At 60.4% G+C, this 17,110-nt stretch carries 14 protein-coding genes; 9 read left to right on the top strand and 5 right to left on the bottom strand.

The genetic code is table 11. The features are described from left to right. Positions 1–177 precede the first annotated feature (177 nt). From ACP7BX_RS21725 to ACP7BX_RS21710, 4 genes are all read left to right on the top strand, one after another. Positions 178–2,568 (top strand): hybrid sensor histidine kinase/response regulator, encoded by a 2,391-nt coding sequence (locus ACP7BX_RS21725; protein WP_426129919.1) that lies wholly within the window; start codon positions 178–180, stop codon positions 2,566–2,568. A 68-nt stretch (positions 2,569–2,636) separates the two neighbouring features. Continuing rightward, complete coding sequence (locus ACP7BX_RS21720; RefSeq protein WP_314535100.1) at positions 2,637–4,283, top strand: acyl-CoA dehydrogenase family protein; 1,647 nt, start codon at positions 2,637–2,639, stop codon at positions 4,281–4,283. A gap of 66 nt (positions 4,284–4,349) precedes the next feature. Further along, positions 4,350–5,822 carry an AMP nucleosidase gene (gene amn / locus ACP7BX_RS21715; RefSeq protein WP_161630243.1) on the top strand — a complete coding sequence of 491 codons (1,473 nt, stop codon included), beginning with the start codon at positions 4,350–4,352 and terminating at the stop codon, positions 5,820–5,822. A 71-nt stretch (positions 5,823–5,893) separates the two neighbouring features. After that, positions 5,894–6,529, top strand: coding sequence for a pseudouridine synthase (locus ACP7BX_RS21710; protein WP_314535096.1), 636 nt, complete (start codon positions 5,894–5,896; stop codon positions 6,527–6,529). Here the strand turns inward: ACP7BX_RS21710 and ACP7BX_RS21705 are convergent. Both ACP7BX_RS21705 and ACP7BX_RS21700 read right to left on the bottom strand, forming a co-directional pair. Continuing rightward, positions 6,524–6,733: a DUF2788 domain-containing protein gene (locus tag ACP7BX_RS21705; RefSeq protein ID WP_347906284.1), complete on the bottom strand. Its 210-nt coding sequence runs from the start codon at positions 6,731–6,733 to the stop codon at positions 6,524–6,526. The two genes, ACP7BX_RS21710 and ACP7BX_RS21705, sit on opposite strands and share 6 nt — an antisense overlap. A gap of 201 nt (positions 6,734–6,934) precedes the next feature. Further along, positions 6,935–7,414, bottom strand: a complete 480-nt coding sequence (locus ACP7BX_RS21700) for an Lrp/AsnC family transcriptional regulator (RefSeq protein WP_003194418.1) — start codon at positions 7,412–7,414, stop codon at positions 6,935–6,937. A gap of 397 nt (positions 7,415–7,811) precedes the next feature. On the opposite strand from ACP7BX_RS21700, the gene ACP7BX_RS21695 reads away from it, so the two are divergent. Beyond that, positions 7,812–8,888, top strand: coding sequence for a DUF6515 family protein (locus ACP7BX_RS21695; protein WP_033896459.1), 1,077 nt, complete (start codon positions 7,812–7,814; stop codon positions 8,886–8,888). Here ACP7BX_RS21695 and ACP7BX_RS21690 read toward each other — a convergent pair. Together ACP7BX_RS21690 and ACP7BX_RS21685 are read right to left on the bottom strand one after the other, a co-directional pair. After that, positions 8,885–9,778, bottom strand: coding sequence for a cation diffusion facilitator family transporter (locus ACP7BX_RS21690; protein ID WP_033896460.1), 894 nt, complete (start codon positions 9,776–9,778; stop codon positions 8,885–8,887). The two genes, ACP7BX_RS21695 and ACP7BX_RS21690, sit on opposite strands and share 4 nt — an antisense overlap. 15 nt (positions 9,779–9,793) lie before the next feature. Beyond that, positions 9,794–10,213, bottom strand: coding sequence for a hypothetical protein (locus ACP7BX_RS21685; protein WP_010206751.1), 420 nt, complete (start codon positions 10,211–10,213; stop codon positions 9,794–9,796). A 253-nt stretch (positions 10,214–10,466) separates the two neighbouring features. Here ACP7BX_RS21685 and ACP7BX_RS21680 point away from each other — a divergent pair, with 253 nt between their 5' ends. The 4 genes from ACP7BX_RS21680 to hrpB all read left to right on the top strand — a co-directional run bounded on the left by ACP7BX_RS21680 (position 10,467) and on the right by hrpB (position 15,981). Beyond that, positions 10,467–11,039, top strand: coding sequence for a restriction endonuclease subunit S (locus tag ACP7BX_RS21680; protein ID WP_426129923.1), 573 nt, complete (start codon positions 10,467–10,469; stop codon positions 11,037–11,039). Beyond that, positions 11,032–12,501, top strand: a complete 1,470-nt coding sequence (locus ACP7BX_RS21675) for an N-6 DNA methylase (protein WP_426129925.1) — start codon at positions 11,032–11,034, stop codon at positions 12,499–12,501. Before ACP7BX_RS21680 ends, ACP7BX_RS21675 begins: the two co-directional genes overlap by 8 nt. 240 nt (positions 12,502–12,741) lie before the next feature. Beyond that, a complete protein-coding gene (locus ACP7BX_RS21670) occupies positions 12,742–13,419 on the top strand; it encodes a hypothetical protein (protein WP_426129927.1) in 678 nt (225 codons plus the stop codon). Between the two features lie 54 nt (positions 13,420–13,473). Next, entirely contained in the window at positions 13,474–15,981 is a 2,508-nt protein-coding gene (hrpB, locus tag ACP7BX_RS21665; RefSeq protein ID WP_426129929.1) for an ATP-dependent helicase HrpB, read from the top strand. Here hrpB and ACP7BX_RS21660 read toward each other — a convergent pair whose 3' ends face one another. Next, positions 15,982–17,070, bottom strand: coding sequence for an endonuclease/exonuclease/phosphatase family protein (locus ACP7BX_RS21660; protein WP_426129931.1), 1,089 nt, complete (start codon positions 17,068–17,070; stop codon positions 15,982–15,984). Between the last annotated feature and the right edge of the window lie 40 nt (positions 17,071–17,110).

The following is a 17,110-nucleotide window of genomic DNA, read 5'->3' as shown; positions in this document are numbered from 1 at the left end:
AAAAATCGCTGGAAGCCGCGTTCTAGAGCCTTTCAAAAAATTATTTCAATGGTGCCTAGTGGCCTTTAGCAGCTATGCTAGAGTGGATCCAAACGACTAACTGTATTGCCGGTGTACGTCTTCTCAAAAGGAATGGGGGGCTTTTTGACATAACCGGACAGGCCACGCTGGGGCTCTATGCGCTATTTGCTGATTTTATTGTTGTGCGGGCTGCCGCTGCTCGCCAACGCCATCGAGTTCAACCAGGACACGCGAAGCCTGCCGTTGGGCCGAGCCATGCAAGTGCTCGAAGACCCGACCGATGCCCTCACCATCGCGGATGTCAGTGCGCCGTCCGCCACTGCGCAGTTCAAACCCCACGATAAAGACACCCTGAATGCCGGCTACTCGCGCTCGGTGTTCTGGCTCAAGGTCAACCTGCAGTACCTGCCCACGAATCCCGAAGCGCAGCGCACCTGGTTGCTGGAGCTGGCGTACCCACCGCTCGACCATCTTGACCTCTACCTGCCCGACAACACCGGCACCTACCGCCTGGCCGGGCGCACCGGGGATGCGCTGCCGTTTTCCGCCCGTGAGATCCGCCAGAACAATTACCTGTTCAAGGTCGACTTTACGCCGGGCGAGGCAAAAACCCTGTACCTGCGCCTGCAAAGCGAAGGTTCGATCCAGGCGCCTCTGACGCTCTGGTCCAGCACCGCTTACCTGGAGCAACAGCCGCTGCGCCTGTATGTACTGGGCCTGATCTATGGCGTGTTGCTGGGGATGCTGGTCTACAACCTGTTCATCTACCTCAGCGTGCGCGACACCAGCTACCTCTATTACATCTTTTATATCGCCTCGTTTGGCATGTATCAGCTGTCGGTCAACGGTGCGGCGGTGGAGTATTTCTGGCCGAACAATCCCTGGTGGGCGAATGCCGCGACGCCGTTCCTGATCGGCTCGGCGGCGTTGTTCGGCAGCCTGTTTGCGCGCAGCTTTTTGCACACGGCCCAGCACAGTCGCTGGATCAACCGGCTGCTGCTGGCGTTGGTGGCCTGCGGTGGCGTGGTGATGCTGCTGTCGTTGATGACCAGCTACGCCCTGGCGTTGCGCCTGGCCACCGGTTTGGCCCTGGTGTTTACCGTGACTATTTTTGTCGCCGCCATCAAGGCCTGGTATTGCGGCCAGCGGGTGGCGCGCTATTTCATCATCGCCTGGTCGGCGTTCTTGCTGGGTGGGGTAGTGAATACGCTGATGGTGCTGGGTTATCTGCCTAACGTATTCCTGACCATGTACGCCAGCCAGATCGGCTCGGCGATTGAAGTGGCGCTGCTGTCCCTGGCCCTGGCCGACCGCATCAATTCCATGCGCGAGCAACAGGCGCAGATCCTGTTCGATGCCAGCCAGAAACTTGAAGTGCTCAACCAGCAATTGGCGCGCAGCAACCGTCTCAAGGATGAGTTCCTCGCCACCCTGACCCACGAACTGCGTACGCCCATGAACGGCGTGATCGGCTCCCTCGAACTGATGCAGACCGTGCCTCTGGACGCGGACCTGGCGCAATACCATCAAACCGCCGCCGGTTCGGCGCGGGACATGATGCGCATGGTCAACGGCATCCTCACCCTCACCGAACTGCAGGCCGGCCGCTTGAGCGCGCAACCCCAGGTGTTCAGCCTGCGCGGCACGCTCGACACTTTGCGCCAGCAGTTCACCGCCAGCGCCCAGAGCAAAGGCCTGGCGTTCTCCATTGATGTGGCGGACGAGTTGCCGGACCGCGTACTGGGCGACGTCGACAAACTGCTGCAGTGCCTGGATTGCCTGCTGGACAACGCGTTCAAGTTCACCCACGAAGGCTCGGTGCGCCTGCGCGTGGTCGGCGTGCCCCAGAGTGACGGTGGCTTGCGCTTGAGCTTTATCGTGACCGATACCGGTATCGGCTTTGCATTCCTTGACGAGGCGACCCTGTATCAGCGGTTCTTCCAACTGGATGGTTCCATGACCCGCGAGTACGGCGGCCTGGGTATCGGCCTGGCGATCTGCCGGCAACTGATCGAGCTGCTGGGCGGGCGTCTGACCCATCATTCCGAGCCGCGCAAAGGCAGTCGTTTCCAGCTGGAAGTGGAGGTCAGCCCGCTAGCACCTGAATCCAAGCCTGCGCCGGATAAGCAGCGCGCACCTCAGGAGTGCTCGGTGCTGCTGGTGGACGACAACAGCGTCGGCCAACTGGTGGTGCGTGGCATGCTGCTCAAACTCGGTTACCGGGTGAAAACCGTGGACACTGGCCCGAACGCTTTGGCCGCCTTGCAAGCAGGAGATTTCGACGCGGTATTGTTGGATATTCCTGAAGGTGGTTTCTCGTTGTGCTGTCAGATCCGTGCTCTGCCTGGCTGCGGTGAGCTGCCGGTGATTGCTTTGAGTGCGTCGCTGAATGTGTCAGAGCGCGAGCACTGTCATGGTATCGGCCTCTCTGAGCGCCTGGCCAAGCCTGTGCGTTTCGAGGCTTTGCAGGCGGTGTTGGCGCGTCGGTTGATGTGTCCGGTAGAGGGCGAAAGCGCCGGACAATCGGCGGGTATGCCACTTTTTTAAGCGGTATGACGGTGCTTAACTGAATTTAAGGCCTCAACTGAACGGGGCCTTTTTCCAGGAGGCCCGTCATGAACCTGCATCAGTTTGCCGAAACCCACGACGTCACCAACCAGCCACCGTCCCTGGACGGCACCAACCTGTACCGCATCGATTTACCCCTGCAGGACTGGTCGCGCCGCTTTGGCGCGGGTTGGGCAGAGGCGCGTATCGATGCTTACGGTGCGCTGGCGGGTGGGCCGCTGATGGAAGCGGGGTTCCTGGCGAACCAAAACAAACCGGTGTTCAGCAGCCATGACCGTTATGGTCATCGCATCGACCTGGTGGAGTTTCACCCGGCTTACCACGAACTGATGCGCACCGCCGTCGAACATGGCTTGCCGTCGCTGCCTTGGGCGCATCCGCAGTCCGGCGCCCATGTGGCCCGCGCCGCCATGACCTACCTGCACAGCCAGGCTGAAGCCGGCACCGGTTGCCCGCTGACCATGACCTTCGCCTGTGTCCCGGCCCTGCGCTTGCAACCCGACCTGGCCAAGACCTGGCTGCCGAAGATCCTCAATACCCAATACGACCCGCGCAATGTCGGCATCGCCCACAAGGCGGGCGCCACCATCGGCATGGCCATGACCGAGAAACAGGGCGGCACCGACGTGCGCGCCAACACCACTCGCGCCTACCCGGTGGGTGCCGGCGGGCCGGGCCAGCCGTATGAACTGGTGGGCCACAAGTGGTTCTGCTCGGCCCCGATGTGCGATGCCTTCCTGACCCTGGCGCAAACCGACAAGGGGCTGACCTGCTTCCTGTTGCCCCGGCACCGCCCGGATGACACGCGCAACGAGTTCTACATCCAGCGCCTGAAAAACAAACTCGGCAACTGCTCAAATGCCTCCAGCGAAGTGGAGTTCCGTGGCGCCCTGGCTTGGATGATCGGTGAAGAAGGGCGTGGCGTGCCGACCATCATCGAGATGGTTGCCATGACCCGCTTCGATTGCATGGTCGGTTCTAGTGCATTGATGCGCCAGGCGCTGACCCAGGCCAGCCATCATTGTGCCCACCGTTCGGTGGGGGGCCGGGTACTCAGTGAACAGCCCTTGATGCAAAACGTGCTGGCGGACCTGGCGCTGGAAAGCGAATCCGCGCTGGCCCTGAGCATGCGCATGGGCAGGGCCCTGGATAACCTGGGCGATGAGCAGGAAGCCAAGTTCGCCAGGCTGGTGACGGCGGTGGGCAAGTATTGGATCTGCAAACGCGCCCCGGCCATGATCAATGAAGCCGCCGAGTGCATGGGCGGTGCCGGGTACGTCGAGGACAGCATCTTGCCGCGCCTGTACCGTGAGGCGCCGGTGAACTCGACGTGGGAAGGCTCCGGCAACGTGCAATGCCTGGACGTGCTGCGCGCCTTGTCGAAAGAGCCGGGCGTGCTGGAGACGTTGTTTGTCGAACTGGGGGATGGGCACGGCGACCGGTTGCTGGCGCGGCATATCGAACAGCTGAAGTCGGCGTTCATGGACACCCAGGACATTCAATACCGCGCGCGGCAGCTCACCGAAGACATCGCCGTGGCGTTGCAGGCCAAGCTGTTGCTGGAAGCGGGCAATGCAGCGGTCAGCGATGGGTTTATCGCCAGTCGCTTGGGCGAATCGTCCGGTCGGGTGTATGGCACGTTGCCGCGAGGTGTGGATGTAGCGGCGATTGTCGCCAGGTCCACACCTTGTTGATTGCATTCAAAGTTTGCGTCTGACGGGGATACAGGCAAGATAAAGGCCTGCACGTCAGAACACAGGATGCTTACCGTGACCGAAGCTTTTGTTGTCGTTCAAACCGCCGAAGAAGCCGTGGATCGGCTGGCGGCCCTGCATGAGCGCGCCACGGGCGCGCTCAATCAAGCCCTCAAGCAATATCTGAAGGACCGCGTCGAACCCGACGCCGAACAACGTGCGCTGTTTCGCTACCCGGAACTGCGCTTGACCTACCACTGCCACGGCGAAGTCCCACAGACCACCCGCGCATATGCCAAGGTTCAGTTGCCGGGAACCTACAGCGTCACCGTCACCCATCCTGCGGCGTTCCGTAAATACCTGCTGGAGCAACTGGTGCCGCTGATGCACGACTTCACCGTGACGGTGGAAGTCGGCGTCAGCCAGCAGAACATCCCGTACCCGTACGTGGTGGAGCAGGGCGATGAACTGGCCGGCTCCGGCGTGACTGCGGCGACCCTGGCCCGTGTGTTCCCGAGCACCGACCTGTCGGCCGCCACCGATGGCATTGCCGATGGCCTGTACGACTGGGAAAACACCGACCCGCTGCCCCTGGCACTGTTCGATGCGGCGCGCGTGGACTTTTCCCTGCGCCGCCTGGTGCACTACACCGGCAGCGACTGGCGCCATGTGCAGCCGTGGATCCTGCTGACCAACTACCACCGTTATGTCGACCAGTTCATCCTGCATGGCCTGGAGCAACTGCGCAGTGACCCGCGTTTTATCCGCATGGTGTTGCCGGGCAACGTGGTGATCGACAAGAGCATGGACCATGGCGAGGCCTCCGCCATTGCTGCCGGGGTGGTGTGGCATCGCTACCAGATGCCGGCCTATCACCTGCAAGCCACTGACGGCCACGGCGTGACCTTGGTCAACATTGGCGTCGGCCCGTCCAACGCGAAGAACATCACCGACCACCTGGCCGTGCTGCGTCCGCATTGCTGGCTGATGATCGGCCACTGCGGCGGCCTGCGCCAATCCCAGACCATCGGCGACTATGTACTGGCTCATGCCTACATGCGCCGCGACGGGATTCTCGACCGCGTGGTGCCGCCGAACATCCCGATCCCGGCCCTGGCTGAGGTGCAGCTGGCCTTGCAGCAAGCGGCGGCCAACGTCACCGGCGAAAAAGGCGAAGAACTGAAAAAACGCCTGCGCACCGGCACCGTGCTGACCTACGACGACCGCAACTGGGAACTGCGCTGGGCCCAGGAGCGGCCGCTGATCAACCTGTCCCGCGCCGTGGCCGTGGACATGGAAAGCGGCACCATCGCCGCCCAGGGTTATCGCTTGCGGGTGCCGTACGGTACGTTGCTGTGTGTTTCGGACAAACCGCTGCACAGCGAAATCAAGCTGCCGGGCTCGGCCAACGCGTTCTATGAGCGCGCGGTGAGCCAGCACTTGAAGATCGGCATCGAAGCGGTGGATTTGCTGCGCACCGAACTCAATTCGCTGCACTCGCGCAAACTGCGCAGCTTCGACGAGCCGCCGTTCCGCTAAGCGGTTGGGATGGTCATTTAACGGTCAGGCCACTAGCATTGTCGGTCCTGACTGTTAGATGTACCGAAGCCATGTCCCGTCCCACCCGTCCCGATTCGCGCCGCCCTGGCGTGAAACCTCCGTATTCCGCCGCGCGGCGTGTCGCCAAGGCGCCACCGGCCGAGCCGAAATTGATCCTGTTCAATAAACCCTTCGACGTGCTGACCCAGTTCAGCGACGAAGGCGGGCGCGCGACCCTCAAGGATTTCATCGACATTCCCGGCATCTACCCGGCAGGCCGCCTGGACCGTGACAGCGAAGGCTTGTTGCTGCTGACCAACGATGGCCAGTTGCAAGCGCGGATTGCCGACCCCAAGCACAAGCTGGCGAAAACCTACTGGGTGCAGGTGGAAGGCGAACCGACCGAAGAGCAACTGCAACGCCTGCGCGATGGCGTCGAGTTGAATGATGGCAAAACCTTACCGGCCGAAGCGCGGCAGTTGGATGAGCCCGAGTTATGGCCACGCAACCCGCCGGTGCGCTTTCGCAAAAATATCCCGACGTACTGGCTTGAATTGGTGATTCGCGAGGGGCGTAACCGCCAGGTACGGCGCATGACCGCTGCCGTGGGGTTGCCCACCTTGCGCCTGGTGCGGGTGCGCATTGGCGAGTGGACGATCGACGGCCTGGATCAAGGCCAGTGGAAGGCAGTACCGGCGCGCTTATAAGGTGCCGGACTCGATCAGGCCGATCACCACGCTCTTGATGATGAACGCGGCCACGCCCAGGCCCAACACGAAGAACAGGATAAACGAGCCAAAACGCCCGGCCTTGGACTTCTTCGCCAGGTCCCAGACGATAAAGCCCATGAAAATGATCAGGATGGTGACCAGGCCGGTCATCATCCATTCTTCGAAGAGGGCGGGGTCGATGTTGTTCATGGGGGCTTCCGACAGGGCAAGAGGGCAGTATACGGCAGCGTCAAAGGCGCAACATTGACCTGAGTCGTGCACGGTCAAAATGTGGGAGCGGGCTTGCTCGCGAATGCGGTGTATCAGTCATATAGGTATTAACTGACAGACTGCATTCGCGAGCAAGCCCGCTCCCACAGGGGATCTGCATTGTTCTTGAGATCAGGTGCGCAGGTGCGTCAGCGGCAACTCGGTGCTGTTGAGCACCTGGTTCAGCACAAAGCTGGAGCGCACGCTGGTCACGCCTTCAATGCGGGTCAGGTGTCCCAGCAGCAGTTTCTGGTAGTGGTCCATGTCCGGCACCACTACTTTCAGCTGATAGTCCGCATCCATCCCGGTGACCAAACTGCATTCCAGCACCTGGGGCAGGGTGCGGATCGCCGCTTCGAAATTCTCGAAACGTTCGGGGGTGTGGCGGTCCATGCCGATCAATACATAGGCGGTCAGGCTCAGGCCGAGCATCTTGCGGTCGAGCAAGGCGACCTGGCGGGCGATGTAACCGTCGTCCTCCAACTGCTTGACCCGGCGCGAGCACGGCGACGGCGACAAGCCGATGCGTTCGGCCAGCTCCTGGTTGGAGATCCGCGCATCACGTTGCAATTCCGCCAAAATACTCAGGTCGTATCGGTCAAGCTTGCTCATTGGGATGGCCTTTGTCGTAACTATTGCGGTGAATTATCCATGAAGGGTTAAAAATTGCGCAAGCACTGTTTATTGACGCAATCTTCGCAATCATTTGCCGGGCTCTGGCGGGTATCGTTATCAACAGAATCACCGCCTGGACAACAGTCCACAGCAGCCCGCCCAATCAGGCCCGCTGCGGCCGCCACCCCAGCAGGGTTGAGCCGGCCTCCAGGCTGCACACTGTCCACAAGACGGCGTGAGGTGAGCCAACGTCAAAAGCGTTGAGCCAGGACGAAGTTCTCAAGGGGTGGCCGACGGGTCACCCCTTTTCTTTTGCCTGCTGATAACCTGTCCGAGAACCGGGCCTGGCTTTTCCAGTCTCATGGACAGGCCCTAATCCGCAGTGAGGAATAGCATGAAGCGCATCTGGCGTTTGGCAGGTGTAGGTTTGCTGGTGGTCACCGTTGGCGCCCAGGCAGTAGCCGACGAACGGGACAACGGGCCGCGCGGTGAGGGCGGTGGTCAGCATGAAAGAGGGCCGGAGGGCGGACGGCCAGGGGGAGGTAATGAACAGCCGCGTCCGCAGAACAATCAGCCACGGCCGGAAAACAATCAGCCACGCCCGCAGAATCAGCATTTTGATCGCGCAGGCCAGAACGGTGGTGGTCAATGGCAAGGGCGTCCGCAAGGCAATGAGCAGGGGCGGCCAGTGCAGCAGCCACAACCGCAGCCTTCAAATAACTTGCCGATCCAAAGCCGTCCGGACACCGTGCGCCAGACCCAGGAACCACGCCAGGGCTATTACCGCGACATTCCTCGACGCAATGACGGCAACCAGCACTGGGAAGCCGGCGGCCCAGGCTCACGTCCCGGTAACAATGGCGGTGGGTACAACAATGGCAATGGTCATCCCGGCGACAACCGCTGGCCCGGTCGCCCCGACGGCCATGGCAACGGATGGGGCCCTGGCCCGCAACATCGCCCCGGTTATGTGATCGACCGTTTCCCAGATCGCAATTACCGCGTGCCTTACCGTGGCCAGGATTACTTCTACTCCGGCGGCTATTGGTATCGCCCGCAAGGCCCGCGCTATGTGGTGGTGACGCCGCCCTATGGTATCCGTGTGCATTACCTGCCGGACTACGCGCGTGAAGTGTGGATCGGCAGCGCGCTGTTCTTCCTCGCGGCAGGCTCCTACTACACCTACGAAAGCAGCTCCCAGCAGTACGTGGTGGTGCAACCGCCGGCCGCCGTACCGGCACCGCAGCCCGCGCCGCAAGGCAATGGCTATGACGTGGTGGCGTACCCCGCCAACGGCCAGTCACCGGCCCAGGTGCAGCAGGACGGGTATGACTGTTATCGCTGGGCCGTGCAGCAAAGTGGCTTCGACCCGCAGCAAGTGACCTACGCCCCCGACCCGGCGGTGGTGCAAACCTACCGCCAGGCCCAGGGCAACTGCCTGAGCAGTCGTGGTTATCAGGTGCAGTACTAGGTTTTATTGCCGGTGACCACTTCCCGCGGGTCGGCGTGCACCAGCACTTCGGCACGCGGGTAAGCCTTGTGAATCGCATCGGCGGCCTGGTCGCTGATGCCGTGGGCCACTGACAGCGTCAATTCCCCCGGCAATTCCAGGTGCAGCTGCACAAACCAGTGGCTGCCGGAAATCCGCGTGCGCAAATCATGCGCGCCCAAGACGCCCGGTACCCCACGGGCCAGTTCCAGCATGTGCTGGCTGACGTCCGGTGGTAGTTCTTCATCCATCAATACCGCAAAGCTTTCACGGGCGATCTGGATGGCGCTCCACAAAATGTAGGCGGCAATGCCCAGGCCGAACCAGGCGTCGACCTGATGGTAGCCAAACCCCGCCAACACCAGCGCCACCAAAATGCTGCCGTTGAGCATCAGGTCGGAGCGGTAATGCAATGAGTCCGCGCGCACGGCATTGGAGCCGGTTTCGCGGATCACCCGGTGTTGCAGCATCAGCAACGCCACGGTCAGCACCAGGGAAAACACGATCACGCCAATGCTCAACCACGGCGCGCCCACCGGTTCCGGGTGTTGCAGACGCTGATACGCCTGAAACGCGATCAACACCGCACTGCCACCGATAAACAGCGCCTGGGCCATGCCCGACAGCGACTCCGCCTTGCCGTGCCCATAACGGTGATCGTCATCGGCCGGGCGCAGGGCGTAATGCACTGCCAGCAGGTTCAGTAGCGAGGTCACACCGTCCAGCAGTGAGTCGGTCAACCCGGCGAGCATGCTCACCGAGCCGCTGAGCCACCAGGCGATGGCCTTGGTGATAATCAGCGCACAAGCCACGCCCACCGAGGCGCGAGTGGCCAGGCGCAAGAGCCTGGCGTGTTCGGGACTGCTGGTCATAGGCGGCTCGAATCCTTAAGCGGCGGGTTGCAGACCCAGGCTGGCGAGCTGTTGCACGCTGCCCTTGAACTGGATCATGCGCGGGTCGTCCAGCGGCAGGCTGCGGCCGGTTTCCTTCTGGATGATGCTTTGCAGCTTGGCGTTGTCGACCTTGCCGTCGGCGCCGATGGCTTCATGAAGTTTTTGCGGGTCGACCTGGGCGGTCTTGCCCGGTTCGAAGTAGATGGCGCCGGTGGCGAAGTCCACGCCGAACGCGATCAGGCCAGGGATCACATAGAACAGCAGGCCCACGGCGTCGAGCACGGCGATGGTTGGGTCGATCTTGCCGTCGATCTGGCCACGGCGGTCCGGATAGAAGATCGAACCGCAGGCCGTCAGTTGGCTCAGCAGGGTGACGGCGAGGACACCGCCAATGACACGGGAAGCGATACGCATGGGGAATCTCCGTAGTTTAGGTGTAGGAACGAGCTTGCTCGCGAAAGGCGTCAACGATAACGCGTGTAATCAGGATGTGCTGCTCGCGGCTTGTGTTTTTTCCGCGTGAAAAACGCCTTGAGGCTTGTTTTTGGGGGAGTAGGTTCCGTGGATATCAAAAAACTCATGCAGTACTTCGCTACTGTTTGCATGTTTAAGATAGGTAGCATATGATTGCTTCGTCGTTACAGAAGAGCTCTACAGTGAGTGCCCTATGAAGCTTACCCAAATTCGCACGGCAGTGGTATTTCGAAACAATCCGCCTCAGGAAAATCCTGACGGTAATGTGCGCGCTGTGGCGATTCGAGACCTGGTCGCACGAAAGCCTTTGCAATGGTGTGAATTGCCTCGCTTGAGCTTGGAAAGTAAGTACCTGTCTCATTGCCTTCGGCCAGGTGATGTTGTGCTGCCCTCGCGCGGAGACTACTACCAAGCTTGGTTTTTCGGCGGAGCTGAAGAGCCGGTGTTTCCAATGGGGCAGTTGAACATTATTACTCCAGGTGAAGGGTTAGAGGGGCGTTATCTCGCTTGGTATATCAATCAACCTGCAACGCAAGCCAAGATTAATGTGATGTTGACAGGCACCGGTATCAAGGCACTTACAAAGGCGGCACTGCTTTCTTTGGATATTGAAGTCCCCGCAATGGACCGACAAAAAAAAATCGCTGAAATGGATGAGACCACAGAAAAAATGGCTGCTATCAGACTCCGGCTGAACGAGCTGGATCGTTTAGAAACGTCAGTTCTGACCAGTCTCATCTTGCGGCAGGGGATTGGCCATGCTTGATCAAGAAAAGAAAAGTGAAATTGATGCGGCTGTTTTGAGCGCCGTTGAAGTATTCCGAGGTTACTGTGAACCCATTGAAAGTGTTGGTTTCACCTTGGCTCTGCTCTTGCTCAAGTTTCTGTCAGATGTTCTTTTTGAGAACACTGGCGAAGGGCGTAAAGCAATAGAAGACCCCTATCTGTTGGTGCCTGAGGAGTCCGACTTCTATCGCTTGTTGAACAATGCTCGCGAGCCCGATATTGGCTGGCGTTTGAACCGGGCCATGCAGGCTTTGCAGAATGCCAACCTTCAGATGAATGATGTGTTTTGGGGCATAAATTTTGATGCCATTGCGGTGAGCAGCAAAACGCCAAAAGACCGCGTACTCGGCAATTTTTTCGATGCGTTTAGGAGCCCTGCACTTGAATTTCGTGGGGATCGAGACTTAGCGCAGGAAGTTGCTGCCTATGCCTGTGATGCAGTTATTACTTATGCCTCAAGCAGCAGTGGGAAGCGAGGGGGCGAGTTTTTTACCGCGCCTCAGATTTCTAAGTTGATGGCCCGTGTGATGCGGCCCGTGGAGGGGGACCGTATTAGTGATCCCTTTTGTGGCGTAGCCGCAACTTTGATTGCCTGCAGAGAATATGCCCTGAAAACACACGGCGAATGGGGGGGGGGGCTATACGGACAAGATGCAAACGGCAGCGTGTTGGCTCTAGCACGTATGAGCATGATTCTTCATGGGGAAACCCAGTTTCAATTGGAGTGGGGCGATACGCTGCGCGATCCAAAATTATTGGATTGCTACCACCTGAAGAAATTCGAGATTGTGGTATCTCACCCTCCTTTTTCACTCAGGGATTGGGGCTTTGAGCACGCTGAACGCGATGCATACCACCGTTTTCGGCGAGGTGTGCCTCCGCGCGCATTGGGTGATTATGCATGCATAAGCCATATGGTGGAGACCCTTGCAGCGGGCGTGGGTCGTATGGCCGTGCTCGTTCCGCTGGGCGTGCTGTTTCGAGGGGCCTCAGAGCAGCAAATTAGAAAACAATTGATTGAGGAAAATTTGGTTGATGCAGTAATTGGACTGCCCCCAAAACTGCTTTCGCATACGCCCATCGCCATGGCGATTCTTGTTCTGCGTCGGAACAAGTCAAGTGAAGATGTCTTGTTTATCGATGCCAGTCGTGATTTTCAACCGGGAAAAGTTTGTAACGTCCTACGCGATTTTGATCTGGACAAAATTGAGCAGACCTACACTAGCCGACAAAGCGTGGCGCGATACGCGATGTGCGCCTCACTCAAGGAGATTGAAGCGAATGACTACACGCTTAATATTGCGCGCTATATCGATCTTTCCGAGGATGAAGTGCAGGTGGATTTGTCTGCGCTGCGGATAGAGCGGGCTCGGCTCAAGACAGAATTTGAAGTACTTGAGGCGAAGCTGACGATGCTTTGTGAAGGGTTACGTGATGGCTGATCATTAGGTAGCTGCTGAACTCAGCAGAAACGAAAAAGCCCACCGTGGGGTGGGCTTTTTTTGAATCACTTTCGTACGTCCGTGGGGGGAGGCTTTCGCCAACAAGTCCCTCGGCAAGTGGGTCGACTATAGGGAAGTACTGGGATGTCGTCAATGTCAACTTCATCGACAGAGCCGTGTGCCATCCACACAGAGGTGGCTGTAACGGTACAGATTGAGGGGCCGAGGCCTTTTTGTTTCGTGGACACCGGACCCCAGATTCAACACCTTGACGCATTGCGTGCGTCGCTTTCTCTCGCAAGAGTTGCGACCTATGAGCAGGCCGCTGCGGGCGCCGGCTTGCCAATTGAACGGGCGGTGGAGCTTTACGCATGGAACGCGGAAGTATCCAGCGTTTTCCTGACGCCTTTACATATCTGCGAAGTCGTGGTGCGCAACGCTGTATCTGAAGCGCTGATTCGTCAGTATGGACCTGAGTGGCCTTGGAGCGTGGGTTTACTGCGCAGCCTTCCAACGGGTGGAGGGGCGGGCTATGACGCAAAGATGGACCTTAGCCTAACCAGTAAAAAACACCGAACAACTGGGGGCGTGGTTGCAGAGTTGAAAAACGTATTTTGGGAAAAACAATTTACAAAACGAAACGATCAGCGGCTTTGGGAGCCCTATCTTTTTAAGTTGTTTCCTAACCTGGACCCTAGGGGCTCGGTGAAAATCCATCGACAGCGAATCGCTAGCGACTTGGAGGCTGTACGCCGCCTTCGAAATCGTATTGCTCACCACGAGCCCATTTTCAATCGTAATCTCAGAAGCGATTTACTGAAAATTTGTGAATTGGTCGAGTTCCGTTGTGCTGATACGGCAGCCATGATGCTCCAGGCTGAACGGGTGATTGCAGTACTGGATGCGCGACCTTTTTGATTCGTGCATTTAGAGAGGCCGTTGTTATCATTCCCGACCTATTCGGGAGCCAGTATGAATTCGTTGCCCATCGATGACGTTTTACCTGCACTGCGTGACGCCTTGGCGAATCGCCATGAAGCCGTGCTCGAAGCGCCCCCCGGCGCCGGTAAAACCACCCGCGTGCCCTTGGCGTTGTTGAACGAGCCCTGGTTGGCCGGGCAGACCATCCTGATGCTCGAACCCCGCCGTCTCGCAGCCCGTGCGGCGGCCGAACGCCTGGCCAGTGAGTTGGGCGAAAAGGTCGGTGAAACCGTCGGCTATCGCATTCGTCTGGACAGCAAGGTCGGCCCCAATACGCGCATCGAAGTGGTCACTGAAGGCATCCTCACCCGCCGCCTGCAGGATGACCCGGCGCTGGACGGCGTGGGTTTGCTGATCTTCGACGAGTTCCACGAACGCAGCCTCGACGCCGACCTGGCGCTGGCCCTGAGCCTCAACGGCCGCGAACTGTTTCGCGATGATCAACCGCTGAAAATCCTGCTGATGTCCGCCACCCTTGAAGGCGAGCGCCTGGCCAGTCTGCTGGACGACGCGCCGATCCTGCGCAGCGAAGGCCGCATGTTCCCGGTGCAGATGCGCTGGGGGCGCCCCTATCAACCCGGTGAATTCATCGAACCGCGTGTGGTGCAGACCATTCTCGAAGCCCTGCATGACGAAACCGGCAGCGTGCTGGTGTTCCTGCCGGGGCAGGCCGAGATTCGTCGGGTCAACCAGCAACTGGCCGACGCCCTCGGTGAGCGCGCCGATGTGCTGTTGTGCCCACTGCATGGCGAACTGGACCTCAACGCCCAACGCGCCGCCATCGACCCGGCCCCGGCCGGCAAACGCAAAGTGGTGCTGGCGACCAACATTGCCGAGACCAGCCTGACCATCAACGGCGTGCGCGTGGTGATCGACGCTGGGTTGGCGCGGGTGCCGCGTTTCGACCCCGGCAGCGGCATGACCCGCCTCGACACCCAACGTATCTCTCGCGCCAGCGCCACCCAGCGCGCCGGTCGGGCGGGGCGCCTGGAGCCGGGCGTGTGTTATCGCCTGTGGTCCGAAGACCAGCACGAAGGCCTGGCCGCTTATGGCAGTGCGGAAATCCTCGCCGCCGACCTGGCCGGCCTCGCCTTGCAACTGGCGCGCTGGGGCGTCACGCCCAATCAACTGGTGTGGCTGGATGTGCCGCCAACCGCCGCGTATGCCCAGGCCCAGGACTTGCTGGTGCGCCTCGGTGCGTTGAATGAAGACAAACTCACCGCCCATGGGCAGAAAATGGCCGAGCTGCCGGCCCATCCGCGTATCGCCCACCTGCTGCTGCGCGGGCAGGATCTTGGGTTGGCCGCGACGGCCTGCGACGTGGCAGCCTTGTTGGGAGAGCGCGATATCTTGCGCGGTGGCGGTGCGGATTTGCACAGTCGCTTGGCGCTGTTGTCCGGCGAAGAACGCGCACGCGGCACCCAAGGCGGCGTGCAGCGGGCCAAGCAACTGGCGCGACAATATCGCGGTTACTTGAGAGGCCAGGCGACTCAAGCGGTTGCCGACCCCGATCACTCGCGCTGGCTTGGCGCCTTGCTGGCACTGGCCTACCCGGATCGCGTCGCCCAGCAGCGTCGCCCCGGCGGTGCCGAATATCGCCTGGCCAACGGCCGCGCGGCGTTGTTCGCCGAAGCGGACAGCCTGATGAAACAAGCCTGGCTGGTCATCGCCGACCTGGGCAGCCGCCAGGGCCAGCGTGAAGAGCGCATCTACCTGGCGGCAGATTTTGATCCAGCGCTGTTCGACACGGTGCTGGCCGAGCAAGTGCGCAATGTCGACCAATTGGATTGGGACGAACGCGAAGGCGTCCTGCGCGCCGAACGCCAACGCAAAGTCGGTGAACTGGTGCTCAGCCGCGAACCGCTCACCGGCCTCGACGAGTCCGCCCGCAGCCAGGCTCTGGTCAACCTGGTCCGCCGCAAAGGCCTGGAGCTGCTGCCGTGGACGCCGGAACTGCGCCAATGGCAGGCCCGCGTCATGTTGCTGCGCCAGCTCGACGCCGGCAAAACCAGCGAATGGCCCGACCTCAGTGACAAGGCGCTACTCGCCAGCCTCGAACACTGGCTGATGCCCTACCTGGGCAAAGTCTCGCGCTTGAGCCATTTCGCCAACCTGGATATCTCAAGCTTCCTGCACAACCTGCTGCCCTGGCCGCTGCCCCAACGTTTGGACGAACTGGCGCCGCAACATGTGAAAGTGCCGTCGGGTTCGTCAGTGCGTCTGGACTACAGCGAACAGCCGCCGATCCTGGCGGTGCGTTTGCAGGAACTGTTCGGGCTGGCCGACACCCCGCGCATTGCTGGCGGCCGCCAGGTGGTGAAGCTGCATTTGCTGTCCCCGGCGCGGCGGCCGGTGCAGGTCACGCAGGATCTGGCGAACTTCTGGCGCAGTACTTATGCCGAGGTGAAGAAGGATTTGAAGGGGCGGTACCCCAAGCACTATTGGCCGGATGATCCATTGGTGGCCGAGGCGACGGCGCGGATCAAACCGCGCAAGTGACTATTGCGCGGCCGGTAGCAGGAACCGCGCAATCACCGGCAAATGGTTGGAAATACGCAACGTATCCTCCTGCCGCACCTTGGCCTCCACCCGTTTGATCCGCGGGCTGTAGAACAGGTAATCCAGCGTACGATCCGGCCCGTCCACGCTCGGGTCGTTGGGGAAGTGCGTCAGCCATTGCTCACGGTCAATCCCGCTGGATTGGCTGTTGCTCGGGATCATCGGGTATTTGTCCCACAGCAGATGCAGCTCGCTGTCCGGTGAATACTGCCCGCGCTTGGTGGCGTCCAGGCGCAGGAACTGGCCAAGGGGCAGCAGGTTGAAGTCCCCGCCGATCAGCCAGGGCGTGCCACGGCCTTCGAATTTATCCAGCAGTTTGACCGTGGTTTTGACCTGTTCCAGCACCGCACTGCGGCCAGGAGCATCGCCGTCCAGGCGTGTGTTGAGCACCGCCAGTTGGCCACCGTCGCTCAAGGGCAGGTAGGTCAACAACAAGGCGGGTTTGGGCTGGAATTGGCGGCTGAGGATATTGGCCTCGGGCGTCGGCAGTTGCAGGCGTTCGGCGTGTTCGATCTGGTAGCGGCTGAGGGTCGCCAGTTTGCGGCCGACACTGCCGAAGATGTGCAGGTCTGGCACGAAGTCGGCTTTCCAGTCGAAGGCCTGGGCGCTGCACGGGTAGAGGTCGACCAGGCGCTCCTGCAAAAGGGCCAGTTGGTCCTGATAGTGGGAGGGCTTGGCGTTTTCGTCGAGTTCCTGCAGCAGGAGGATGTCGGGCTGTTCATCGCGAATCACCCGCGCCACTTCGTCGAGGCTGGCGGCCATGTCTTCCACGGTGGGGCGGTCGTCGGGGCCGCTGCCGTCGGCGGTGTCGTACCAGAACACATAATTCTTGCCGGCCAGGTATTGCACGTTCCAGGTCATGACCTTGAGCGCCTGCCCCGGCAACAGCGTGGGCGCGCGGGGTGCGACGCAGCTCACCGGCAGGGTTTCCTTCGCCTCGGGGCGCCAGGTCAGGCTGTAGATCAGGGCGGTGAGCAGGCCTGCGATGATCAGCAGGCCCAGCAAGGTGATGCGCAATAAACGGGTCATCGGCTCGGCTTATAGCGTTTCAGAGGTGGCACGGAGCATA

It is taken from the genome of Pseudomonas sp. DWP3-1-3b3 (assembly GCF_049896305.1).
GTDB lineage: Bacteria > Pseudomonadota > Gammaproteobacteria > Pseudomonadales > Pseudomonadaceae > Aquipseudomonas > Aquipseudomonas azotoformans_A.
The sequence above is the reverse complement of the archived record's forward strand: the minus strand, read 5'-3'. Positions and strand labels throughout refer to the sequence as shown.